The sequence below is a fragment of the bacterium genome (assembly GCA_035295165.1).
Classification (GTDB): Bacteria; Sysuimicrobiota; Sysuimicrobiia; order Sysuimicrobiales; family Segetimicrobiaceae; genus JAJPIA01.
Map to the genome: position 1 here is coordinate 51,827 of DATGJN010000033.1, position 24,495 is coordinate 76,321.

Annotated in this window: 24 protein-coding genes; 9 read left to right on the top strand and 15 right to left on the bottom strand. The window is 60.6% G+C overall.

The genetic code is table 11. The features are described 5' to 3' along the window. Positions 1–150 precede the first annotated feature (150 nt). The 5 genes from VKZ50_05030 to VKZ50_05050 all read left to right on the top strand — a co-directional run bounded on the left by VKZ50_05030 (position 151) and on the right by VKZ50_05050 (position 6,643). The gene (locus VKZ50_05030; protein HLJ59076.1) at positions 151–894 is read left to right on the top strand and encodes a hypothetical protein; all 744 of its coding nucleotides are present in this window, start codon (positions 151–153) and stop codon (positions 892–894) included. A gap of 49 nt (positions 895–943) precedes the next feature. Beyond that, positions 944–2,089, top strand: a complete 1,146-nt coding sequence (locus VKZ50_05035) for an ATP-binding protein (protein ID HLJ59077.1) — start codon at positions 944–946, stop codon at positions 2,087–2,089. 283 nt (positions 2,090–2,372) lie between these two features. Next, positions 2,373–2,891, top strand: coding sequence for a hypothetical protein (locus VKZ50_05040; GenBank protein ID HLJ59078.1), 519 nt, complete (start codon positions 2,373–2,375; stop codon positions 2,889–2,891). Positions 2,892–3,575: 684 nt separating this feature from the next. Next, positions 3,576–5,105 carry an HD domain-containing phosphohydrolase gene (locus VKZ50_05045; protein HLJ59079.1) on the top strand — a complete coding sequence of 510 codons (1,530 nt, stop codon included), beginning with the start codon at positions 3,576–3,578 and terminating at the stop codon, positions 5,103–5,105. Further along, positions 5,075–6,643: a diguanylate cyclase gene (locus VKZ50_05050; GenBank protein ID HLJ59080.1), complete on the top strand. Its 1,569-nt coding sequence runs from the start codon at positions 5,075–5,077 to the stop codon at positions 6,641–6,643. The genes VKZ50_05045 and VKZ50_05050 overlap by 31 nt, the downstream gene beginning before the upstream one ends. A gap of 101 nt (positions 6,644–6,744) precedes the next feature. Here the strand turns inward: VKZ50_05050 and VKZ50_05055 are convergent, their stop codons facing one another. The 5 genes from VKZ50_05055 to VKZ50_05075 form a co-directional block, all read right to left on the bottom strand. Beyond that, positions 6,745–7,035: a hypothetical protein gene (locus VKZ50_05055; GenBank protein ID HLJ59081.1), complete on the bottom strand. Its 291-nt coding sequence runs from the start codon at positions 7,033–7,035 to the stop codon at positions 6,745–6,747. Between the two features lie 11 nt (positions 7,036–7,046). Continuing rightward, positions 7,047–7,385, bottom strand: coding sequence for a hypothetical protein (locus VKZ50_05060; GenBank protein ID HLJ59082.1), 339 nt, complete (start codon positions 7,383–7,385; stop codon positions 7,047–7,049). 100 nt (positions 7,386–7,485) lie between these two features. Next, entirely contained in the window at positions 7,486–8,166 is a 681-nt protein-coding gene (locus VKZ50_05065; protein HLJ59083.1) for a hypothetical protein, read from the bottom strand. 21 nt (positions 8,167–8,187) lie between these two features. After that, entirely contained in the window at positions 8,188–8,838 is a 651-nt protein-coding gene (locus VKZ50_05070; protein ID HLJ59084.1) for a hypothetical protein, read from the bottom strand. A gap of 444 nt (positions 8,839–9,282) precedes the next feature. Next, the gene (locus tag VKZ50_05075; protein HLJ59085.1) at positions 9,283–9,780 is read right to left on the bottom strand and encodes a hypothetical protein; all 498 of its coding nucleotides are present in this window, start codon (positions 9,778–9,780) and stop codon (positions 9,283–9,285) included. A gap of 276 nt (positions 9,781–10,056) precedes the next feature. Here VKZ50_05075 and VKZ50_05080 point away from each other — a divergent pair, with 276 nt between their 5' ends. The 3 genes from VKZ50_05080 to VKZ50_05090 all read left to right on the top strand — a co-directional run bounded on the left by VKZ50_05080 (position 10,057) and on the right by VKZ50_05090 (position 11,303). Further along, a complete protein-coding gene (locus tag VKZ50_05080; protein ID HLJ59086.1) occupies positions 10,057–10,239 on the top strand; it encodes a hypothetical protein in 183 nt (60 codons plus the stop codon). A gap of 16 nt (positions 10,240–10,255) precedes the next feature. Then, positions 10,256–10,885 (top strand): recombinase family protein, encoded by a 630-nt coding sequence (locus VKZ50_05085; GenBank protein HLJ59087.1) that lies wholly within the window; start codon positions 10,256–10,258, stop codon positions 10,883–10,885. A gap of 73 nt (positions 10,886–10,958) precedes the next feature. Then, on the top strand, positions 10,959–11,303 hold the full coding sequence (locus tag VKZ50_05090; protein ID HLJ59088.1) for a hypothetical protein: 345 nt from the start codon (positions 10,959–10,961) through the stop codon (positions 11,301–11,303). 168 nt (positions 11,304–11,471) lie between these two features. Here the strand turns inward: VKZ50_05090 and VKZ50_05095 are convergent, their stop codons facing one another. The 5 genes from VKZ50_05095 to VKZ50_05115 all read right to left on the bottom strand — a co-directional run bounded on the left by VKZ50_05095 (position 11,472) and on the right by VKZ50_05115 (position 17,152). Next, positions 11,472–12,068 carry a hypothetical protein gene (locus VKZ50_05095; GenBank protein ID HLJ59089.1) on the bottom strand — a complete coding sequence of 199 codons (597 nt, stop codon included), beginning with the start codon at positions 12,066–12,068 and terminating at the stop codon, positions 11,472–11,474. 795 nt (positions 12,069–12,863) lie between these two features. Next, positions 12,864–13,277: a hypothetical protein gene (locus VKZ50_05100; GenBank protein ID HLJ59090.1), complete on the bottom strand. Its 414-nt coding sequence runs from the start codon at positions 13,275–13,277 to the stop codon at positions 12,864–12,866. 573 nt (positions 13,278–13,850) lie between these two features. Then, the gene (locus tag VKZ50_05105) at positions 13,851–14,702 is read right to left on the bottom strand and encodes a serine dehydrogenase (protein ID HLJ59091.1); all 852 of its coding nucleotides are present in this window, start codon (positions 14,700–14,702) and stop codon (positions 13,851–13,853) included. Positions 14,703–15,605: 903 nt separating this feature from the next. After that, the gene (locus VKZ50_05110) at positions 15,606–16,145 is read right to left on the bottom strand and encodes a hypothetical protein (GenBank protein HLJ59092.1); all 540 of its coding nucleotides are present in this window, start codon (positions 16,143–16,145) and stop codon (positions 15,606–15,608) included. Further along, complete coding sequence (locus VKZ50_05115; GenBank protein HLJ59093.1) at positions 16,145–17,152, bottom strand: hypothetical protein; 1,008 nt, start codon at positions 17,150–17,152, stop codon at positions 16,145–16,147. The genes VKZ50_05110 and VKZ50_05115 overlap by 1 nt, the downstream gene beginning before the upstream one ends. Before the next feature lie 1,473 nt (positions 17,153–18,625). Here VKZ50_05115 and VKZ50_05120 point away from each other — a divergent pair. Next, entirely contained in the window at positions 18,626–19,018 is a 393-nt protein-coding gene (locus VKZ50_05120) for a hypothetical protein (GenBank protein HLJ59094.1), read from the top strand. Between the two features lie 309 nt (positions 19,019–19,327). Here VKZ50_05120 and VKZ50_05125 read toward each other — a convergent pair whose 3' ends face one another. The 5 genes from VKZ50_05125 to VKZ50_05145 all read right to left on the bottom strand — a co-directional run bounded on the left by VKZ50_05125 (position 19,328) and on the right by VKZ50_05145 (position 24,321). Then, positions 19,328–19,573 carry a hypothetical protein gene (locus VKZ50_05125; protein ID HLJ59095.1) on the bottom strand — a complete coding sequence of 82 codons (246 nt, stop codon included), beginning with the start codon at positions 19,571–19,573 and terminating at the stop codon, positions 19,328–19,330. 178 nt (positions 19,574–19,751) lie between these two features. Beyond that, complete coding sequence (locus tag VKZ50_05130; protein ID HLJ59096.1) at positions 19,752–20,963, bottom strand: amidohydrolase family protein; 1,212 nt, start codon at positions 20,961–20,963, stop codon at positions 19,752–19,754. Positions 20,964–20,975: 12 nt separating this feature from the next. Continuing rightward, positions 20,976–21,872, bottom strand: a complete 897-nt coding sequence (locus VKZ50_05135) for an ABC transporter permease (GenBank protein HLJ59097.1) — start codon at positions 21,870–21,872, stop codon at positions 20,976–20,978. Then, positions 21,872–22,789 carry an ABC transporter permease gene (locus VKZ50_05140; GenBank protein HLJ59098.1) on the bottom strand — a complete coding sequence of 306 codons (918 nt, stop codon included), beginning with the start codon at positions 22,787–22,789 and terminating at the stop codon, positions 21,872–21,874. The genes VKZ50_05135 and VKZ50_05140 overlap by 1 nt, the downstream gene beginning before the upstream one ends. Positions 22,790–22,818: 29 nt before the next feature. Then, complete coding sequence (locus VKZ50_05145) at positions 22,819–24,321, bottom strand: ABC transporter substrate-binding protein (GenBank protein ID HLJ59099.1); 1,503 nt, start codon at positions 24,319–24,321, stop codon at positions 22,819–22,821. Between the last annotated feature and the right edge of the window lie 174 nt (positions 24,322–24,495).

The following is a 24,495-nucleotide window of genomic DNA, read 5'->3' on the forward strand; positions in this document are numbered from 1 at the left end:
CTGGCGGTCATAAGCGCCGCAGCGCTCATCGCCCGAATCCTGAATCCCGTGACCATGTGCTACGTGCTGGGCCCCCGAGGCGGATTGTACCCAGGACCAATGCGCCTCTGGCCTTGGGATCCTGCTTGTGCTCCCCAGTGGACGGTCAGCGTGTGGATGACCCTGTTGCAAATAGCCGTCTTGGGAGTGGTGTTGGCGTGGGCGGCGCGGGGTGTGCGAGTCCCCCATCTGTCCGTTTCCTGGCGGCAACACTCGCGGCGGTTGATCTTCTTAGCCGTGCTTGTGTGTGCCGCCCTCTTAGTTTGGGATTGGGTATCTGCAAATAGCATCACGCAGCAGGAGAATCAAGAACGCACCCGTGCAGCGCAAGATCGCTATGCCCACACGATCGTCGAGGGCGAACACCTGGGGCCCGTCGCGATTGGGATGACGCTTGATGCCGTGAAAAACGTGATGACGCACCCGTTCGACGGCGCAGTAAAGAACAAGGATGGATCCATTGAGTATCAGTGGTGGGATGATGCCGGCCGATGGAGGATTGGCTTTGAAGCGCGCACTCGCGGGGTAGTGTATGCGAGGTACTTTGCCACCCATGTACCGATCGCACAGTGGGCGGTAGCGACGTCCAGAGGTCTTCGATACGGGCAGGATCTAGGAACGGTGAAAGCCATCTATGATGCCCCGTGGACGAAGTACTGCGACGAGAGCTTTTTCGATTTGTATTACCCGAGTCTGAGAACCGCGTTTGCGGTGGAGGCTGATGAAAACACCTCCTGGAATTGCACTCTTGACAAAGAGACCGCGAAGGCCGGTTGGGAGATTGACAATCCAGGGGAACTCGTGGAGATTGCCATCTATGCACCTGGCTACCGCCCGTTGTGGGTCAAGAAGTGACGACCCCCTCGAGACGATCACGCCGGCGTGTCGGTGAGGGCATGCGACTATGCCGAGTATGAAACGAAACGATGCAACGAAGCGCAGAGATCACTCTGAGACTCGACCCCAACCCGGCCTCTCAGCTGAAAGGCACCAAGATATTGAGAACAAAAGTTATCGCTTGTTCGCCAGCCATCCAGAGAAGGCCAATTTTGAGATAGCGCAGACCCTGGCTGCCCTGGCAAATCGGAACGGTGGCACACTGACGATCGGTGCCGGCAACGATGCGAAGATGGATACCATCCCCGGAAACAATCTTGATCCCCTTCAGCAACGCTTGGCGAATCTCGCACAGAATAGGTGCGTACCTCCGGTAAACATAAGCACCGCGGCGCACAGAGTGGGGAAGGATCGTTTTCACCTTGAGATACGAATATCTCGAGGGACGGATCTGGTAACGGTGGACGGACGGTACTTCACCCGAAGCGGAACGACAACTCGCGAAATGTCGCCCTCGCAAGTAACAGCAATAATCCTAGAACGTTTTTGCCCGAAAAGCAGACGACGGAGTCCCGATGAGTTTCAGAATCTAAGCCTGGCCGAACGAAAGGAGGCTGTACTTTCACAGGCGGAGTCCATCCTTAAGGGCGACAAGTTCTCGATACTTCGATCACACGCCGACGCCAGGTATGTCTCGACAGTGATTGCCTATGGACACAACCCCCCTTTGCCGGTCGTCGTGACCTCGCATCCGACAGCGTTTCACATGGCGGACTGGATTAATGTGATCTGGAATGCATTCAGTGAAGCATCGCTCCCCCGTGACGACGAAAAATCCGATGCGAGTCAGTTCCCTGATCCATGGGTTGCCATTGTGTTCGTAGCCGGGCCCGTCTCGTCGGTAGTCACTGATCCTGCCCGCAATCGCCATTTTGAGACCCGGCAAAACTTGGGATCGGTGGTTTATCTGGGACCTGATGTCGTAGACGTTTCGATGACAAGACTGCACAGTGACAATACGTCCATCTTCCGGAGTGAAGTCATTTTTCTGGTAGCCCATGCCACCACCCGAGACAGGATTCGTACTGGCTTGACTGAAAGCCTTGAGTTTTGCCGCACGCATCTTTCGGGATGGCTTCGCTTCCGCCTACAGAGGGAGAAAAGAAGGCATCAGGAAGGAAAAGTAGGACGTACATATCGCGCCAGCTGGTAGGAAACTCAATCCTCACGGCCCATCGCAATGCACTGATCGTCGTACTTTCTCGCGTTATGCAGACACGTCAATCCGGCGCGCCATTCGCCGGCGTCGAGAGATTACTTCGCCATGCGGATCGAGACGTCGCGGAGATGGTGCAGCGTGGCGACCAGCTGGGCGCGGGCCTGTTCGGATGTGACCTTGCGAAAGCCTTTGCGGGTCATGCAAGGGGCGTTCTCTCTGTTCGGCGAACCCCTCCTGCCGAACGCGGCAGTCATGTACCATTGTCGAGGATGGAATGATGGCTACCCTCTCGAGGCGTAAACTCGGAGAAACCCGCTATTTTTGGGGACTAATGGAACTTGAGAGGCAAAAAGCACTCCAGGCAAATTGGGATCATTTTGCTTATCTCCTCAGCGCGTTTCTTTCGGCGGGCAGAAGCGTGACGTTCGCTGTGCAGAACGAGGATCCAGATCGCTACGCTGCGCTATGGACGCCGTGGCTTGCGGCACAGTCCGCCGAGGATCAGGCGCTGTTCAAGTTTATGAATCGGCAACGCAGGGAGGAGGTCCACGTAGCAGGTGCCGCTTTCTCACGCGAAACAGGCACTATTCCGGTTGCAGACGTATTCATCGCCGGCGCTACAGCGTCCGGCGCGGCGCGGCCACCCTTCGGCTACGTGGATGACTATCCAGTCACCATCGAAATCGGCACGATCAAACCGCAATTCGAAATTGCAGGCAGGACCGTGGACGCGGTCCCAGCGTGTCGTAGGTACGTTGACCTGCTGGCTGAATTTCTCGATAGGTTCGAACGCTGACCATGTACGCCGTAGACGCCTCTCTGCGCTCTTACGACGCAAGCGAATGCACGAGAGGAGAACACGGTCACGTGGTGCGAGTTAGGTCTCGTGGACGTATCCGGGATCCGATGGACAGCCACGGTCAAGACCGCGCTCTCCCATCTGAGCCTTGAGAGGCCCGGGCTGGCGCGGTTCCCGAAGCCGTTTCAGCCCATGCTGGTCGAGCCGGGCAAAGCGGCGTTCGACCATCCCGAGTGGATCTATGAACCGAAGTGGGTACGGCATCCGCATCCTCGCGTACGTCGAGGGCCATCGGGTTCCCGTCGGTACGAGCGATAGCGTAGGGCTGCTTTTGCTTCGAGCTTGCGACCTCTTGCCACTCGCAGAAGATATCGGCTGATACGAGGCACCGTCGATTGGCCAAGGTATTGCTGAACAGTCCCGGCCTTGCTACGATTTCGGCCCGTGCGTTGATGAGGCGCCGGGTGTGCATCGGGTCTCTGGCCCAATTCGATTGTGCCGCACTCCTGGGCGAGGGTGTTCCTCTCTCGTTGGCTGATATGCCAGTGAATTGGGCACGACTAACCCGAGAGTTAGTAAAGCATTACCGGGACGAAATTGCCGGAGCGCTCTCGACGACGGCTGCAATCTGAGTCATCGCTTGATGCCGGGCGCAGGCCTCAACAGCGCCGTGGTCGCCATGTGCTCGAAGCTGACGCGTGGTACCGGGCGCTGGTTGAGCAATCCCTGACAGGTATTTATCTGATCGTGGGCAAGCGCTTTCTCTACGTGAATCAAGCGTTTGCCGAGATCTTTGGCTATCGCACTGAGGAGATCATTGGACGCCTCGGCCCCGCTGAGCTGACGCACCCGGAAGACCGCCTGGTGGTTGCCCGCCACATCCGAGATCGTCTCAAGGGCGCGGCGGACGTCGCCCACTATCAGTTTCGAGGGGTACGGAAGGACGGCAGCATGGTCTGGATCGAGGCGTTTGGGCGCCGGATCGAGGACCAAGGCCACCCGGCCATCCTGGGCACCTTGATGGACATCACCCAGCGTCGGCAGGACGCAGACCGGATGCAATCCCAACTGCGGCGTCTTGGAGCACTCCGGTCGATTGACATGGCAATTACCGCCAGCCTCGACATCCACGTGACCTTGAATGTGATCCTGGATGAGGTGTTGTCCCAACTCACCGTTGACGCCGCAGACGTCCTTTTGCTAGATGCCCACACGCAACGGCTGCGCTATGCGGCCGGGCGCGGGTTCCGAACCGGGGTCCTGCAACACACCAGTTTGGCGCTCGGGGAAGGGCACGCAGGTCAGGTGGCACTCGATCGACGTCCATGCATCATCGAGAATCTCAACCTGACCCCTGGGGCCTTCCTCCACGCTCCGCTACTGGCGAGTGAAGAATTCGTCGCGTACTACGCGGTCCCACTCCTCGCCAAGGGGCACGTGAACGGAGTGCTCGAACTGTGGCATCGCACCCCGCTCTTCCCAGACCAGGCGTGGTGTGAGTTTCTTGAAGCCCTGGCAGGGCAGACAGCGATTGCCGTGGACAGTGCCGCCCTGTTCAACGATCTTGAGCGCACGAATGTCGATTTGAAGCGGGCCTATGATCGAACGATTGAGGGATGGTCGCGGGCGCTGGACCTGCGCGATGAGCAGACCGAAGGGCACGCGCAGCGAGTGGCAGATTTGACCGAACGCTTGGCGCGGCGTATGGGCGTCCCCGACACCGAGTTGGTCCATATCCGTCGTGGCGCGCTTCTCCATGATATTGGCAAGATGGGTGTACCCGACGCGATTCTGATGAAGTCAGGACCGCTCACGGACGACGAATGGACGATCATGCGAAAGCACCCGGTCTATGCGAGGGACATGCTCGCGCCCATTGACTATCTGCGGCCGGCGCTAGACATTCCGTACAGCCATCACGAGAAGTGGGACGGGACAGGATATCCACTTGGGCTCAACGGAGTGCAAATCCCTCTCTCGGCGCGCATTTTTGCGGTCGTGGACGTCTGGGACGCACTGAGGTCGAGCCGTCCGTATCGAGTCGCCGTATCCACGGCAGAGGTGGTGGCACACATTCGGGAGCAGAGCGGCAAGCATTTCGATCCAGCGGTGGTCGAAGTGTTTCTCAGCCTTCTCGCCGAGGGAGCCGTGAACCTCACAGATCCCAGAGAGGCACCGCGATGCGAAGAGACCCTACCCGGCGCACCGTAAAGATCCGTCTCCAAAAGGGGGCTCAGAGATCGGCGCCGCACGGTGAAGGAGGCGCAGAGGAGGATCTGACGCCAACCCGGGAACAGCTTCAGCAGTTGGTGAGCCATATCCGAGAAGTCTTCTTCATTAGCACACCCGAGCCTGTCCGCGTCACGTATCTCAGCCCGGCCTACGAGGAGATCTGGGGCAGGCCCCGTGAGGAAGTGTACCAGCGACCGGCGGCCTGGATCGAGTCGATCCATCCGGAGGATCGCAAGCGGGCCATCGAGGTCTTTACGCACTCGCAGTGGGGCGAGCCGACTCGGATGGAGTACCGGATCGTGCGACCGGATGGCGCCACGCGCTGGATCAGCAACCGCACGTTTCCAGTCCGCGATTCCGCCGGGAGGTTCTATCAGGTCGTCGGGATCGCCGAGGATATCACTGACTACAAGCGCATCGAGCATACGTTGCGCGAGAGCTTGGGGCAGACGCAGCAGGCCCAGGAAAGGCTGGCCGTCGCCCTGCACGAGTCGCAGGAGCGGGCCCGAGAAAGCGCCGTGCTCGCTGAATTGGTCGACCTGCTCCAGTCCAGTCGACAAGGTGCCGAGGCTTACAAGATTGCCGCGACCATTTTCCGCGGACTCTTCTTCCCCGGGTCAGGGGCCTTGTGCATCACGAGTTCGTCTCGCAACCTCGTGGAGGCTGTCGCCACATGGGGCGATCGGCGGGTCACCGAGCAGACCTTCGATCCCAACAGTTGTTGGGCGCTCCGGCGCGGCAAGATACACATCGTGAAGGGTCCGGACTCCCCGATGATGTGCGAGCATGTACGTGGCGCAAATCCGAATGAATACGTGTGTGTTCCGTTGGCGGCGCAAGGCGAAACGCTCGGAGTGCTGTGTATCGAGGGTCGGCCGGAGCCTCTCGCCGCGTCAGGGAAAGGATCAACGGACGAAATCGAGACTCTCGTCCGTCGAGCGACCGCGGCGGGAGAGCGCCTCTCCTTGGCGGTGGCAAATTTGCACTTGCGAGAAGTACTCCGCCGTCAGTCCATTCGTGATCCGCTCACGAACCTCTTCAACCGGCGCTACATGGAAGAATCGGTGGAACGAGAGTTGCACCGTGGTGCGCGCAATCACGAGCCCGTCGCATTTCTCATGATTGATCTCGATCACTTCAAGCAGTTCAATGATCGATTCGGGCACCAGGCGGGCGACAGTTACCTCCGTGCTGTAGGCGAGTTCTTGCGAGAGCGAACCCGTGGGTTAGACCTTGTGTGCCGCTATGGAGGCGAAGAGTTCTTGATCGTTCTGCCGGGTGCGTCGGCTGAAGACACTCGCCAGCGCGCGGAAGCATGGCGTGAAGAATTCAAATCCTTAACGGTACAGCATGTCGGTCAGGCCCTCGGGGGCATCAGCCTTTCAATCGGGATCGCAGTTTTCCCCGATCACGGCGAGACGTTGGACGCATTGATTCGCGCAGCCGATCAGATGCTCTATAAGGCGAAGGCCGAGGGGCGTGACAGAGTCCTCGTGGCGATGGGCACACATGCTTGATACGCAGGAACGCGGGTACCGACGCGCATCGAATCAATCGATTTCTGATTCGGGCCCCGAGCTCTACCGCCGCTCCCGGACGTACGACGCGCCGATGTACTCTATGCCCGACTGAACCAGTCTACAGCCGGAATCTCTGCTCCGCTCGCAAGGGATTCCGGGGCCCTTGCCACCAGTGGCTCCAGCAGGTCGTCCCCCCGCGGGTCCATCTCGTGTCGCTGATCATCGTACATCCGCGCTTTCCCAAGACAGGTCAACGCCACACGCCACTCCCCTGATGCCAGCGAGTCTTTGGCCATGCGGACGCACTCGTCGCGCAGGTACTTGAGCGTGGCGATCGCCTGCTGCCGGGCCTGTTCAGGTGTGACACGGTGGAAGCCTTTGCGTCGCATGACGGTAGTCGCTATCCTTCCGTGGGCTCCTCGTCGTTGGGTTCCGGCGGCGCTGGGTGGTCGCGTGCCTCGACGGGGGGACCAACGCGACGGTCTCTCCCATGCTTGGCGGCGATGACTTTCTGGGCCGCGGCGGTGAGTCGGCTGACGTCTGCCGGCGAGAGGTGGTCAATCGGCCCAGTCACGTCCTGCTTCCGAAGCCAGGCCATCGCCCGAGCGTTCGTGCCCCCCGTCTTGCTCGGGGCCGCGCCGGCGATGAACGTGAGGAAGTCCTCGTACTTGATATAGCCGCCCTCTGCAGAGCGGAGAAAGCCGGGGGAGTCGATCGGGACACGTTCGGTGTCGGCCATCGGGACGGTCCTCCGTGCTGTAATGGAGAAGCCTTCCCGATGTTCGGTGCGAGGCTCCTGCCGAACACTTACCGACGAGTGGGGGACAATCGCCTACCGACTACGGCGAGCTGGAAAGAATCTTCGTGACCTCACCCAGCAGAAGGCCGCGGTACTTGGCAAAAGCATCATCCATCTTGCCCGTCAGATACCACGTAAAACAGTGGTGAAGGGCCGTCAACGCATCGCCGGTCAAGGTGGTCCCTGTCAATCTGAGTTGGCCTTCGGGGATCACAATCACGAGATCCAATCGTAGGAACCCTTCGAGGATCCCGAACTCGTCGCTGGGAGGGAGGTGAAAGAGGAATGGGTACTCCCACGCTTCTAAACGCAGCCTGAACTCCTGGACGTGAGTGTCGTGGAATCGGAACATGGGGCACGCCAAGTAAACGCTGGGAAAATCTTGCTTCGGGAGTCCCGCAACTGATGGTCGTACGGCTGTTGGGGACAGTAGGACAACTGATCGCCGTTTCATCTTCACGATCCCAAAGGCTTCATCATGCTCCAGTGGGCGAGGGCGTAGAACGGGATTGTGCTTGAACGTAGATTCATCCGCCTGAACTACGCTGTACGTGATAGCGTCCCCACGATTCGCGGCGTCGATGTTGAACTTGAGGGCGTTCAGCGGGCCAGGCGGGAGGTAGTAGACCGTGGACTCGCAGACTCGTCCAGGCGCGTACCCTCCAGTGCCAGCGTTTGTGTAGTAGGTCCCGATGATATCGAACGCGGTCTTATTTATCACGTGCGAGAGAAAGCATCACGGCTATTTCGAACCGATGGCACGCAATCCTTGCGCCAACACATCGTCATATCGCGGTTCAGGCGATGGCTCGACGAGCTTCTGTTGGTCGGAACGGATCTGGGACCAGAACTCCTGCTTGAGCCGAGTCAGTTCTTCAATCCTACGTGGATCGATCCGACCCAAGAGCAAGTTCGCGAGCGATGTCACCTGTACCCGAGGGTGGATCAATCCGAAGTCGAGCGGACGTTCCCAAACAGCATCCAGCATTGGCTCTGTTTCGAAATACACATAGTTCAGGATGGACGCAAGGGATTCGCCAGCCCAGCGATCCAGGACATCCTTGATGATCCCTCGCTGTTGAGGGGCGAGACTGTACTCTGCCCCGTGGCCGGGCCCGTGATACGTAAAGAACGTTTTGCCGGTGGCAGAGACTCCCGACAGCTCATCGATCGACTGGCCAGCGATTCGGCTGATAGCGTGATCGAGCTCAAACGAGTAAGGTCCGTACTTGTAGAAAATCCACTCGACGTTAGTGATACGCGGCAGCCCCGCGCGGACGGATTCCACATCCGACAAGTAGATGAACTTCACCAGCGCGGTCTTTACGGGGCGCACCCCGCGCTCTGTGAGCTCGTTCACCACGTACTCAGCAATCTGCTCTGTGGTCGCCATAGGCCCGTTCGCGTGCGTGGTGCCCTATTTGACTCTCGTTGAGACGTTTCCCTCTGTCTCTTGAACGACCATCCTTACTCGTTTGTGCCCGACCTCCCTCGGGGAGTACCTGGATACGGGGGCGGCGGGGGTCTCGACGGCCCGCTAGACCCTATTTTACAGGGCCCAGCGAGGGGCTACTTTGTCGTTCCCGGACCCCCAAGTTTTTCTCCAGCCCAGTTTTTCTCCGACCTCGTTTTCGCCTCCGAACACCTAATCTACGCTCAGGCGGATACGTCAGCCCGCGCCAAGGGGGTTGGTATACTGCATGGCTGGGGTCGAACGGGGCTCGGGAGCGGCGCACTCGCTGAGAATGAACGGGGTGGGGGAGCACGCGTGCGGCTACGTCGTCGTCGGGCAGATGCGTGGAGGCGATCAAGCACCGCACAGATCCGGAGGGGGCAGTCACGACACGGGGTTCGGGGCCAGCACCCGGCGCGCCCGCAGGGCCTCCGCCTCGTCGTCAGACAGCGGTCTGGCGCTCGTCGTGTGGTCGTTCAGTACGTCAGAGGGGATGCCATAATCCTGGAGTGGGCCGGAGAGGGCAGCCTCGTTCCGGCACGCATAGCGGTCGAGGTCCGCCAGAGAGAAACCCACGGTGAGCTCGACCAGCACGCTCACGTCGGCGGCGGAGAGTCGGTACGGATGCCGCGTCACCCAGACCGTCTCCTCCGAGTCGAGCGGGGACCACCACGGACCGGCGTAGCCCTCATCCTCGGCACCGAACCCCTCATTGGTGATCCGGTCGGCCTGGTCCCAGTCGAACGCGCGGAAGTAGAGCACGGTCGGGCTGCCCCCTCGTTCCTCGGTGTGCTGGCGGGTTCCCTCGGGCGGGTCTTCCAGGAACGGGTTCATGTGGACTCCTTGGGCGGCCGGGGCTTCCTCCGCTTGGCCTTCCGCCATCGCTTCATCACGGCCTGACGAGCGGCCTCGGACCGACCGGTCTTGGGCGTCTTCGCCCACCGATCCTGCGCTGCTTTCCGAGCCGAGCGGCTCCGCTCCTCCGGCGTCAGGGCCTCTCTGCGGGCGACCCCACCGGCATGAGCCCGTGCCTTCCGCACGGACTTGGGAGGCAGATGCGGCGTCGTGTGCTCGTTCATAGCCAAAGTATACGGGAAGCACGCAAGTATTGACAAGAGATCTAGCACGCACGTATACTGGCCTTGGAGGTGACCGATTATGTCTCTGAGAGGTATCGAAGCCTTCTTCCTCGCCCTCGGTTATCGACCAGCACTCGCGAACGGCCACACCCCGAGACGGGATCCGCTGGACGTCGTGATCGACCACGCCCGACGGTCTCGGGAAGCGGTTGAACATCTCCTCGCCGCCACGGCCCGCAAGCGGCGAAGCAAGAAGCGGTAACCGACAGGGGGGACTGATGATGCGCGTCGGGATCTACGCGAGAATCTCCACGAACGACAAAGACCAGAATCTCCAGACGCAGCTCCAGCCGCTCGCTGAGTACGTCGAGGCGCAGGGATGGACGCTTGCCGGCACATGGACCGATGAGGCGTCGGCGATGGACCTCAAGCATCGGACGGGCTGGAAGGCGCTCCTCAACGCTGCCTCGAAACGCCGCGTGGACCTCATCTTGGTGCATCGGCTCGACCGAGCCTTCCGGAGCGTCTCTCATGCGGTCACAACGCTGGAGCAGCTCCGCCGTTGGCGCGTGGGCCTGCGCTCCTTCTCCGAGGCGTGGCTGGACACGAGCGGAGAGAATCCCGTCTCGGACTTGATCTTCAACGTCCTGGCCAGCGTGGCGCAGTTTGAGCGGAGCCTGATTGCCTCCCGGGTACGGGCGGGCATGGCGAGAGCGAGGCGGGAGGGGAAGACGCTCGGACGGCCGCGGGCAATCAACGGAGAATGGGCCCAGGTCGAGCCGCTCCTGGCGAGTGGACAGCTCAGCCAGAGCGAGGCGGCAAGGCGCTTGGGCGTATCGAGGACGACGGTGTACCGGCTGTTGCAAAATGGTGGCGGTTCCAGCGGGTCGCAAGGCCCTGCAAACTAAGGGCTCGCGGAAGCCGAAACGGGATGCACGGAAGGAGTTCTTTTCGCACCAGTGAGAGGCGGGGGAGATACGATTGAGGCTCTATCATCGGACGACCGCCAGCAGGGGGAAGCAGATTCTCACCTCGGGCTTCCGCGACCACAGAGGACACTACCTGACTGAGCAGTACCATGTCGGGGTATGGTTCTCCGACGTCCCGTTGGGCATGAACGAGGCCGCTAGCTCGGGCGCAGACGGCGATGTCCTGCTGGAGGCGCGAATCCCCATCGCGCGGATTCGAGACTACGAATGGATTGAGGAAGGCAAGTCGTACCGGGAGTTCTTCCTCCCCGAGAAGGTCGCCAACGAGTATGGTCGCCCCCGCGTTGTCCCCCGCACACGGGACTGGAGGCGTGACGCTCGGCGACGACGCCGATAGGTACGGTGCTACCCACACGGGGGGAAAGCCCGTCAAGATGCGTGTCTGAAGTCAGCTCCGTTCGCTTTCCTACGTGAAATATACGCGCTAACTTCGGTCGCCCACAGAATAGCCCATGGGCCCGGACCCCCACGCGCGTTGGGGGCAAACGTTCAGAACCTTCGACCGTTATGGACAGGCCCCTCTCCAATCGTCGATGGAGATGTCTGAAACTCGGCCTTTGTACAGCATAAGGGTCAGCCCGCAATAGGATAGGCCAGGGACGCCCTTGTAGATGTGAGGAACTCCTTGCACAGCAAAAACTCGCTCGGCCGGATCTCCAATCCTGATTCCTCGGGAAGTAGCGAAGACGAGCCCTTCGGGAACCCGGATGGGGAAATCTGCGCTCGTACGCATTCCGCCGTTGGTCGCGCAGAAATACGGGAACATCACCGGCTCGACATCGGACAGATAGCCCTGAAGAGTCTCCCCCAGAACGTCTGTCTCGATGATGTTGACTCGTGTAATGGAGAAAGCACGCTCCGCGTATAACCCCTGATCGGGATAGATCCAGAGGTCGTCCGTCTCTCCTTTGGAAAGGAGGTGATACGGGGCGACTACGTGACAGTGAACCGTCCAGCGTCCGTCTTCTGGGTGGGCAATCTCGACGGTCCCAAACCGCTTCCCAGGATCGGCGATGATGAGAGTCAGCTCCGCCCCTTGGGCGAAAACACTCAACGCGATGGTGAGGAGGAAGGCGGCGAGAAGACCCAGGCCAGTCTTCACCCTTCTCACCTCCCCTGCGAATAACCCGTCTCTTTTCGCTTGCAGCCGCTCCCGGTTTTTGGGCGCGTCGATGACCTGCAAAGATGTCTTGTGTCCGCGCGGCACCACGATTCTAGATAACGACAAACGATGTTCGCACACGAGTAATGTTGTTGGTACCACACTCAATCACAATGGGCCATTGGCCTGGAGTAGTCCGTGTGCCGACCATCCACGTCCATGTCACCATACCGTGGGCATCCGCGACTGTCGGCACTAGTCCGGCCGCCGTACTGGGTCCACTCTTGTAGATCACAGTGATGGAACAGGAAGTTCGGGGGCTTGTCTGAACGGTGACCAAGCCTATCGCTCCGTGCGACACTGGCGACCGAACCGAAATGATCTTGACCGGAGGAAAGCCCGACTGTGCGACCGCGGGGAGCGCGATTGTGAGAATAAGACACACGGCGAGCGCCACGTTCTGAAGGCGTCTCATTTTGCCTCTCCCCCCTCCTCCGCATCATCCTGTGCTTACGTTCTATGCCCTTACCGAAAAGCATTCAGCGCCCTTGTGAGGTTCGAGAGACCCGTTTATCGGAGTTTTCCTCAGCGAGGAGCGCTCGAAGTCGCCCCGAGTGCCCAGGCCCGAACGACAGTTCCCGCGCACCCGGCGCGCCCAGGACGCCGATGCTGGACGGGACCTTCGGTCCAAGGGGAGAAGGCGGGGGCATGGGGTCGAGCTCGTAATCCCCTGTCCCAGTCCCATGCAACGGCCCAATGAGGGCATCCTAGCAACGAGCAGGGGGAAGGGCGGGGCTACCTGATCCGGCCGACGTCGATCTGGTAGACGAGCTTGGCCGCGACGAGCCCCGGTCGAGCGTAGACCTCAGTGTGCGCGATCGCAAGGTCAAGCATCCGACCGAGTGCTGCCGTCGAGTCCCGGACGAGTTGAGCCGAGGTTATTGGGCGGCGCATCGGTCGGCGCCGGCGTTTGGGAGTGTGCCAGGAGATATGCGTGTGATTACCCCGCACACCGTGGAGGTCGATGATCTTAGCACGCTGGAGCCTGTGGAGCCTCGCGTGGAGTGCGGTGCCTCCGCCAATGGTGACGCCCGCAGCCTGGAGGTCCTCCCCCCACTTGGTAACTTCGACAATCACCCCGACTCCCGGCGTCGGCGGGAGCACCTCCCGAAGGAGACTTATCAACCCCTCCCGATCGTGGGCCGTCATCACCGCCCCGTTCATGGGTTCACTCTACGGCACACCCCCGGGACCACGCAACCCCATAGATTGCCCCCGTTCCCGGACACACGGACCGGCTGTGGGCGATCCAAGACATGCACATCCCCCTTAGTAAGAACCCAGCATCCGCTTCGTGGGAGGATAGACTCGGCCCCGATAGCCACACAAGAGGGAAGAGGGAGAGTCGGCCATCCAATACGGTCGGGGCTCATTCCAATCATGGCGGTTTGACGGGTCCTCATTTGGACCGGGGCCGATCAAGGATCACGAGCTCCTCGCCAAAGGAGAAGATCCCCGCCGATGTCGGTTTCCGACACGTCCCAGCACATGGGCGATTCGCCCAAACAAACTCTCCTAGACCCTTTCCATACTTCCGCTTCAGAGTGTCTACGCCGTTCTACGCCGTTCCGGTCATGCGTGTGACTTTGGATACGTGCGGATCGACCGGGGATGGGGGCTGTTGGGGGGCAAGAAGGGGGCAGCAGAGTCAACGTCTACGAGCCGCTGCCAAGCGTTCGGGGACAGATAATCGAATTGGTAAGAACTCTCGTGGTTTGGCGATTACTGCGACGGCCACGAGAACGTCTGTGAGGCCCCAGCATTTTCATAGACGCGCATGTTCAATGCGACGTACTTGGTCCACAGCCGCCAGATCGCTTGCCACTGCTCGTCCCCCGCGGCAGGAGCGCGGACGGGTAGCCCTGCGGCGTGAGCTTCCTTCGCCCCAAAAATCGCTCGGTGGCTCTGCGGTACCTCGATCAACGGCTGGCGAAGTTTGGTCTGGAGCTCAGCGATCGCGTCGGAGGTGCGATCTGGGTTGCTCTCCAATGCCTCCTTGAGCATGTCCGTCGTTCTCGCGAGCGCCGCTCTCGCCTGCTGAACGATGATGGCGGTGACGTCGCTTAGTAGCGAGGCATAGATCGGGTAAGTGGCCGGGGCGTTCTGCACGGCCAACGCTGCGCTTTCGACAGCTGCGATAATGTCCTTTGCCGCTACCAGCGGACCGTCGGCCTTGAGTTGCATCTGTGGATCGATGGGGCCCAGGTCGCTTGCAGGGCCCATGAGGATCTCGTGCGCCCCGAGCGCGATCAGAGTAGCCGCGCTTTTTGCTTGGTCGGGGACAATCACGGTGAACTTCTTGCATCTGGCCTGGGCCGCTCGAAGGAGGCGAACCGCCGTCTCCCCATCGCCGCCCTGAGAGTAGAGCAGCAGATGCAGATCCTCCTTCGGGTCCGCGTCGTAGACTAGCTCCTCGAATAGGGTGACACTGTAGGGGAGGATGTTGTCCGCCATGACGATGAGGCGGCAGCCGCATTTCTCTTGGTAGGTGCGGATCAGCGATTGCCGGTCGTAACGCGGGGCGTTCTGGGCGTGATAGAGCGGACTCTGACTTGGTCCGCCGGTCTCTGTCATGTGGGGCTGAGCCGGGTAATCACCGCCGTTGGCTTGCCCTTACGCTGCCGGATACCTGCCTCGCGCGCCTCCTTCGCCCGCTGGATCCGCTCGTACCAGTCGGGATCCGGGGGTGTCGCCGGTTCAATCGGTACTGCTGGCGGGGACTGAGGATGTTTCCCGTCCTTGGGCGGTATGCCCATCGCGCCACCCCGCATGTGCGACTTGCCAACCGAGCCCGTGTCTTCTTTCCCGAACGGGTCAGATGCTTCCTGCCCTCTGCCGCCCGGGCGTCATCGCATTGGCCCCCGCCACCCACGAATTGTGCGCGAGGGAGTGGCTCTCGTCTCTCGGACGTGTTCCCTTCGTGCATCTCGGGCATCCGTGACGACGGGAACTCCGTGGGCGCGCTTGGCGCAATCAGTCGAACAGAACTTGTCCCCGTCCTGCACGGCCATCGGAGGCAGGGGCTTGCCACAGACCACGCACCGTGGAAGCGTGTCCAGGTCAATCACGGTCGCGCCCCCACGAGGGGCTAAACGACAACGCGGGACCGCTTCCGGAACTGGCCGCGAGCTCCACGGACCATCCGATGCGCCCCGGTACTCCGCCGGCCGGGACTCCCGATCGAGCCTGCGAGCGCCCCAACGGGATGCGTGAGCGGTCCACGGGTCAACGAGCCAGTGCGCTTGCCTGCTTTGCTGGGCAGTTTCCGCCCCCTACCGGACATCCGTCCTTTCCTCGCCATGTCGCTCTACCTCCGAAGATGTTCGAATCGACCATTTCTCGTTGGGTCCCTGACTCATCAACCCGCTGAGGACGGCTAGCCCCCAGGAGTCGTTTTAGGCCTCCGAGGGTGCCGGGGATACGGAGATACCCGACCTCTCGAAAGGGCGACGGGGGCGCCCCGCCAGGCCTTGGTAATCAAGGGCTCCCGAGGACCGATTTTTCCAAAACGTCTACCGTCGGACTCACTTTGGCCCCATTCGCCCGGCGCTTCCAGGCTTTCTTCCGATCGAGCTCGGCCTTCCGCCGGTGCCACTCGCAATACTTGGCGTTCGGCCCCATCGAAGCGACCCGCTTCAGACACCGTGCCCCCGTCGTTTCATCCCGCCACTGGCATATCCGCGTCCGGGCTCGCTCGCCGAACTGGACATGACGGCGGTAAGCCTCGGCAAAGTCAGGATCGTACACGGACGGGTCGTAAGCGGCCGATTCCAGAATGGGGAGCACATACCCCTCGAAGGCGGGACACCTTCCGCCCGGCGTTTGGAAGACCACGCACGTTTGCCCGAAGGCCTTTCCGCACGCCGGTTCCAAACAGACATGCTGTGCGCCGCCCAGGACGTCGTGATGCCCGGCCACCAACGCCCGGACCAACTTCCGCACCCGGGCCAGGATCGTCCCATCCCGAATGCCGGCCGTCTCGCGCGCGTCTTGACGCCCGGGCGAGGAGCCGTCCATTAGAGGCCTCCCTGGTCCCCGCCGACGTCGTTCCCCCCGCCGCCGATGCCGCCACCCGCCCCAGCATCAGGGGCACCGCCTCCGGTTCCGTCCCCACTCGCTCCGTCACCCTGTCCGTCGCCGTAGGCGCCAGTGTCTCCTTGCCCTGCTACCCCCAAAGGATCTCCTTGCGCGGTCCCGCTATACCCAGGACCGCCGCCGACTTGCGTGTTTGGCGCCTCTGCCTGTCCGCTGCCACTCCCACCGCCACTGCCTGCCCCCGCCGGGGCCGTGCTGTAGCCCGTGTCGATGCCTAATGCTGCCGGGCTCTGAGGGATCTGCGTGCCGATCGGGGAACCCTGCCAAGACCCCGGAGGGGCTGGCGCATTCTGCGGGAGCAGATTCAGCATCCCGAAGGCAAGCGGGCCAAGCGGTCCCATGAGCGCGGATAGCCCCGCTTTGAGTGCCTGCGGGACCTGGCCGAGATTCCCGTAGGTCGCCATGTTCGAGGTCGGGGCCCCGAACGCCGCCACGTTCCCACCTTGGCCTCCACCGCCTCCCGTGTTGAGAGTGCTGAACGCTGCTCCGGTCCCGAGCCCCCCGGTGTTGCCAATGCCGCCTCCACCCCCCGTGAGGCTCCCGGATCTTGCGCCAGGAAGCGTGGAGGGCAGCCCATAGCCAAACGCTTGGGACGCCTGCGGGCCCCCCGAGAGGAGCTGGATTGCGAGTTGGGGATTCTGGATCAAGGACTGGAGGAGTCCTGGTTGCGACTGAAGCATCTGGCCGAGCGTGAAGGCGGACAGAGGGAGATTCGAGGTCCCGCCAGCGCCGGGGGTCGTGAACACGCTCGGGCGTCCATACCCCGTCCCGGGCTGAATCCCGGTGAGCATCCCGGTGGTGCCACTGCCGGTCCCGCTCAACATCGCGGCGATCTGAGCGCTTAGGAGGCCGGGGGTTCCTGAACCGACGGCCGGAGTGTAGAGGCCGCCTGGTGTTGCGAAGGTCGTCCCTGTATTCCCGCCGCCCATGCCCGGTACCCTCCCCTTGTGCCGGAGGAGCAGGGGCGGCGGCGATCCGTCCCGCTCTCGCTACAGACGCTTTGTGTCCAGTCGGTGCTCTAACGCTCTAACCGCCTCACGGCTTGCTACCTAGCGCTAGGCTATGCGTTGAAGTAATCATGCCATAGAGACGAGGAATTGGCAAGCGGGCTCCATGAGACGACCCCGGAGAGGAGAGGGGACCCGCTCGGCCATGTTCGCGAATCGAACTTAGGCAAGGAGCCCCTATCCGTTGGGCGATTCGCCCCTAGTCGGGGCTCGTACCCTCCGTGCGTCCGTGGGGGCCGTGTGGTGGACTCGATCAAGCGAGAAGGACCTGCTGTCGTGGCGGCGCTAAAATCCTCCCCCCGCTACCACCTGTACGGCAAGGAAAACCCGCTCCAGCGCATGGCTGGGGTGGGTTTTCTGCTGCCCGGGCGTCGGACAGGAATTGCTCGCATTTGTTGGGAATTAGCGGCATTTCGAGGCCGAGGCGTGCGAGGGCACGCCTGGTTGTCGCTGTCCACTCAACGCCTGGGTGGTTCATGACTCCGTTATCGCAAGAGCAAGAGGGTGGATCGAACGCAAACGGCGACAACGAGTAACGATGCCCAGAGCGCCACGGATGTGTGAACAATCAGTCCAAGCATGCGAGGGTCAGCGTCGTTGTGAACGAGAAAACTGAAATATCTCGCGCATTGGAAACAAAGACCTCATCGAGGTCACGGCGTTGCGAATCTGTTATTAGTGCCTGAATTCCATACACGCGCCCTCGCGGCACGTGTCGAAAGTCCTGAGAGAGTTGGGCGCGAGCGGCTATTCGACGGATCTCTTCGGATTTCACTGCGGCCAATGAGTAGTGGGCTCGATCGAGACCTTGGGCCACGCCTTCAACATGATTGTGCCGAACGTCGTCCTTCCGTAGCTGTCATTCTAATTCAAGAGCAATGTCATAGAACGCTTTCCTCAAGAACGCTGCTTGGTTCATGTTGTAGGTCTCTGTCATTGAATACCGGTAATTGGCTACTGACATAACGATCGCAGTTAGCACAAGCAGCCCTGTGAACTCAGCAAGATATATGGCCTCGTAGGAACCACGGAAGCGAGACCCCACTCCCAAGTACTCTAATGCGTAACCTGGAATCCAATGAGATACGAGTCGCATTGGAACGGCCGTTGCAACTACGGCAACGACGAATGTGGCTGATGCAATAAGGACGGGTAAAGATTCGCGCAGGTGTTCAAATGCGACAAGAAGGTCGCGTCGAACGCGGTCTCGTGGAGATGAGGGTAGGCGATAAAATGGCACGATGTACGCTTTGGACCGCTAGGGGCTATGTCCTTGAACCGACGTAGCGACGGGCTTCGGTGCTGTCTTCCCCGGCGACGACTCGGGAGCGGGCTCCGCGATCACCACTGTATTCGAGCGTGGCCGAGACGCAGTGACGCTAAACGATCGCACTGATGGGCGAGGATTGGCTCCCGAACAGCGTCGCCGTGAATCGCAAGGTGATCCAGACGTTTCTCGACGAGCAGGTCGCGCGGGCGCTCATCGCCAAGCCGCTCGCCTTCGAGGCGCTCTTGTCGGAATTCGAGGGAGCAGTGGGGGAAGATGTTCGGTATGTGCCCAACCTGTTCATCGGTGGCAAGGCGTTCGCGGGGCTCTACGGCGACGCGATGGTGTTCAAACTCGACGGGCCAACGCATGCACGGACTCTGGCGCTTTCGCGAACGCCGTTGTTCGATCCATCCGGGCGCGGCCGATCCATGAAGGCGTGGGTCCAGGTTCCTCTCCGACACACGACTAAATGGCCAACGTTAACACGTGAGGCGCTGCGAGCCATCTCCGAGCAGTAACCGGGGCGCGGTGCCGCATGTGTAATGAGATTGCCAGTAAGTTTGATCTTGGCCACTTATCCTTCGGAATCGGGGGAAGCAAATAAGCGTACCCGTCGTGCGCGGAGACGCCTCTCGCTCATCACGATGAGTTAGGTTTCTATTTCACCAGTCAGGTAGATGCGGCGAAACCCTCAGCGGAGCTCAACTGCCTCCGCTGTTTACTGAGGGCGAGTCCCGCCTCTACCTCGCAGCACCGATACCGACCCTCGCGCAACTTCACATGCGAGAGCGTTGGTCTTAGGAGTAAATTGCCCTCAACCACGTTCGTCAACTCGCGGACGAACGCTGCCCTTGTCGTCGTCGATAACCTACGATTGCGCTGACGGCAAGTGCCACACCGATGGCTAAAGGTATGCCAACAAGCAAACGCTCAATGGAACCGCTTCCCGCGTCGGGGTCGATTCCAAATCGCTCTTCGATCCAGTCCTGAGGCAGGATCGCAAACAAGACGCCCACGGCTGTTGCAATCGCCGAAGCAGCTGCCTGAGTCTGTACCGACAGCCATTTCCTCATATCAATCCCTCCTTAAACTCGTCTCGTTGAATCTAGTACGCTCGTCCTGCTTATCCCGCATACGCATACTGGCCGCATACTGGCTAGTGTTCTGGCCGGTGCGGTTGAGCAAGATTTTCGCTGAAGGCCCGCTGAAGGGCGCGCTTTCCCAGTAGGCTCTGCCCTTCGCTTGACATTGCTACCATGGCAGCGGGGCTACTGGCGGTTCCGGTGTGTAATGCTTGCCCGCCTTGAACACGTGGCGCACACGCCGCGTTGCTGAAATGTCCTCGAGTGGGTGCCCTTCAAGAAGTACAATATCCGCTTCCTTTCCTCGCGTGAGGGTCCCAAGTGTATCCGCCCATCCCATGAGCTCCGCGCAACTGATCGTGGCCGCCCGTAAGGCCTGCTCGGGGCTCAGGCCTACTTGCACCATGAGTTCAAGCTCCAGAGCGAGCTCGTGATGGAACACGCGTGGAGCCCCGGTATCGGTTCCGGTTGCGAACTTGACGCCAGCTCGGGCAGCATTCATGAAGTACTCTATCTTCCGATCCCACACGCGCCTGGCGATATCCACGAGTCCAGGATCAAGGCCGATCTCACGACCTTCTTGGGAGAGTTTCCAATACGCAGCAAATGTCGGCACAATATAGACGCCGCGGGCGATCAGGAGATCGACCACGTCATTGGGCAGTTCTGTCGCGTGTTCGATCGAACGCACGCCAGCCTTCACCGCAGCGCGTGTCGCCACAGCGGGATGTGAGTGGACGGTTACCCACCGTCCAGCCTTGCGGGCCTCGTCAACCGCGGCCTCTAACTCCTCCTCCGTGTATTCCATAGCGAATGGGTCCTCGGTCGCCTGCATTACACCACCGCTAGCAATCAGCTTGATTCCGTCAGCGCCTGCGGCGATTTGCTCGCGGACGGCACGCCGGAGCGCTTCAACGCCATCTACTGATTCACTGAGCCCGCTACCATGCCCACCACTGTGACCAAGCCAGCGGCCGCACGCTAGCATTCTCGGACCCGGGACGAGGCCAAGGTTAATTGCCTTCTTGAGCTGCAGATCGATGTGGGCGTGTCCGCCGATGTCCCGCCACATCGTGATCCCGGCGTGTAGCGCATTCCTAGCGAAGGCAGTTGCCTGGATCGCCTTGAGCGTGTGAGGTTGCGCGTTGACGGGCGCCGTGTCCATGGTGTGCATATATGCAGTAATGTGCCCGTGCATCTGCCCCATACCAGGAATCGCGGTCAGTCCCTCAGCATCCAGGACATTACTTCCGTGTCGTCTCGGAGGTAGCGTGTGGATCGCCGCGATCTTCGTTCCCTCGATCTCGATCGCCCCACACTCGATCACAGGGTCCTCCATTGAAATGATGCGGCAGTTGCTGATTGTCAGCACCTTGATCACCTCTGTCGTTCATCAACGAGTGGCAAAGCGCGGGTCGAGGGCGTCGTGCAACCAGTCGCCGACGAGATTTGTCGCCAAGACGGTCAACATGATCGCCGCACCGGGGAAGGTCGCAAGCCACCAGGCGACTGACATGTACTGGGCACCGTCCGTCAGCATCCCGCCCCAACTCGTGAGGTTAGCGGGCACGCCAAGACCGAGAAACGTCAGGGCCGCCTCGGTCGTAATCATCCCGCCGAGCGAGAAGCTCGCGATCGTTAGCGTGGACGGCAATATGTTCGGGAGGACGTGGTGCTGCAAGATCCGTTGGTGCGAGGCACCCAGAGCCCGAGCCGCTTCGACGAAGTCTCGCTGACGAATTCCGAGGACGCGGCTTCGGGCCACTCGCGCGTACCCTACCCAGCCCGAAAAGGCGAGTACCGCGATCAAATTCCTAACCCCAGCGCCCAGGACGGCGACAATCGCTAGACTTAGGAGAATTGAAGGGAATGCGAGTTGAACGTCCGTGATGCGCATCAGCAAATCGTCCCAAGCGCGACCGTAATAGCCACTGAATATTCCAACCAAGGTTCCGAGTGTCGCAGACAGCACGACCGCGCTGACCCCGACGAAGAGTGAAACGCGAGCACCGTAAATGACGCGGCTGAGGATGTCCCGGCCCAACTGATCTGTCCCGAGCCAATAGATGTGCCCTGCGCTCATAGAGAGTGGCGGGGCGAGGCGGTTCACAATGTCTTGGTTCCCTGGGTCCATCGGAGCGATTTTCGAGGCGAGCAGGGCCAATGCACACGCGGCTCCGAGCAGGACTAGACCGATACTCGCTCCAGGATCGCTCAGCGCCCATCGAGAGCTTGCGGGTTTCCTCGAAGGGCGAACCGTCTGCGATCGGACAGGGAGTCGCAGCGCCATTAGCTGTATCGGATCCGAGGGTCTAGCCACGCATATAGCAAATCTGTCACTAGCGTCGCTAGCACGAAGACCGTTGCCGCGAACAGCACGGTCGCTTGTACTACTGGGAAATCGCGGGCAAAGATCGCTTGGACAGCGAGTCGACCCATCCCAGGCCAAGAAAACACGGTCTCCGCGACTGCCGCGCCCCCGAGGAGCGTCCCCAGTTCAAGCCCAATCCAGGTTACAAGGGGCAGAGATGCATTCCGTAGCGCGTGCCGGCCGATGACGACGGTCTCACGAAGTCCCTTCGCCCTCGCGGTGCGCAGGTAGTCTTCCGCCACCACATCGAGGACCGACGCCCGTGTCAGGCGCGTAATCCCTGCGGACGAAAACACGCCAAGCACGGTGGCGGGCAGGACTAAGTGTCGCACGCCGCCGATTCCGCCGGTTGGAAGCCATCGGAGAAACACCCCGAACACGAGGATCGCGAGGAGCCCCAACCAGAAGGTGGGCATCGATTGGCCGATGATCGAGAATAGCAGGGCGCCACGATCGACGGTGGTTCGTCGATGTAGGGCGGCCAGAACTCCGAGCGGGATGGCGAGCCCGACTGCGAGGCTCAGCGCGGTGAGGGCAAGTTCGGCAGTGGCGGGCACGCGTTCGAGCACGAGGGCGAGTGCGGGTACGTCTTGCCGCACCGAGAGTCCAAGGTCTCCATGAAGCGCGCCGCGGACGAACATCGTGTATTGGAACCATAGTGGTCGGTCCAAACCGAACGCGTGCCGCATTGCTGTAATCTGCGCCTGACTCGCCTGGAACGGAAGCAGCAGAGCGACCGGATCGCCAATGACGTGTGTCAACAAGAAGACGAGGACGGAGATCCCCACCAGCACAAAGACAGCCTGCAAGAGTCGTCGAGCGATGTAGCGCTGCACGTTCCGCGATGCTCCTTAGACGTGGTCCGTTACTTTACCGTTGTCTTTGCCAACCACAAGGTCTCATCGGCTCTCGGGGTCCAGTTCAACCGCTTGTTCACACCATAAATGCCCTGCTGTGTATACATGAAGATGATCGGCGCTTCGTCGTAGATCAATGACTGAATCTCACGATATTGTTGGGCGCGGCCGGCAGGGTCCAGTGTCGACTTGGCCTTCATGTACCGTGCTTGAATTGCTTGGTTGCAGTACCATGAGTCCCAAACGCCACAGGACACGTTTTCGAGTGCATCGCCTGCGTCTAGTGCAGCGGATGCTGAACCGATCAAGAAAATAGGGCCGAGCTGGTGCTTGAAGTACATATTGACGTAATTGCCCCATTCGAAGTACTTGAGATCGGCATTGACGCCGACAGCTTTGAGATAGCCTACGACGGCCTGCGATACTTCCGCGTCGGCAAGGTAGCGACCTCGAGGCGATTGGAAGACAATCGGGAATCCGTTAGGGTAGCCTGCTTGCGACAACAGCTGTTTTGCTTTGGCGGGATCGTAGGAGTACGGTTTCAGCAGCGGGTTAAATCCAAGATACGGCGCGGGCACGAGTGTCGATTCAACGGTGCCGAACCCGCCCAGCAATTTCTTGACGATCGTGTCCTTGTCGACTGCGTAGTTCAGGGCTTGCCGTACACGTTTGTCACGCAGTGGCCCGGTTCCGGTATCAAGCATGATGTTGATGGAACGCGTGCCCTGCGTAGTCTCCACTTGAACCTGCGGATTGCCCTGGATGCTCGGCGCGAGGTCCGGCGGAAAATCGGTAGTAATATCGGCTTCCCCGGTCCTCAAGGCGGCCACCCGCGCAGCGGGGTCCGGAATAAGTCGAAACACAAGCGTCTGAATGCTGGGAGTACCGCCCCAGTATGCGGTGTTAGCCACCAAGGTCACACGATCGTCCTTGACCCAAGACTGAAACCGATATGGGCCCGTCCCCACAGGGTGGGTTGCAACGTAACTCGCGCCCTGGGTCTGATAGTAGCGCGGCGGCATAATGCCAACCAGCGTCAGATTAAAGAGCAGCAACGGCATGGGGTCTGCCGTGGTGACTTGCACAGTGTAGGGGTCCACGATGCGGACATCCTTGACCCCATTCAGCAAGTAGTTCTGCGCGGATTCTTTGAGCAAGTCGCGGTCGAACGTGAATTTTACCGCTGTCGCATCGAACGGCTCGCCATTGTGAAAGCGCACACCTTTGCGCAGCGAGAACTCCCACGTCGTGGGATTGATTATCTTGTACCCTGTTGCCAACATGGGAGTGATCTTCCCACTTTCGCTTCGCATGAACAGAGGGTCGTAGATGTGCAAAGTAACATTGTACCCTGAGCGGGAGATCTCCTGAAACGCGTCGAGGCTTGCTGGTTCCGTCCCTTGCGCCACCGTTACAGCGCCAGTGGCTGCAAGCGAGGGTATGCCCGTTGCCGTAGGCATCGCGCCAGCTACGGCGATCACGAGAAACAGCAGCACCTTGCGTATCGGCATTGCATCCCCTCCCTGTCCTGGAACTCTGTGCTCCTGAACCGTCAATTGGCACTCGGTCGTAAGATTGCCGATTGTTGACAATCATACACTATGATGATATGAAGTGGAATATCCGAGGGGGGAACTGTCGATGAGCGCGTCTGTCGCCGTCCCATCTGTCCGAAAGCTGTCGAG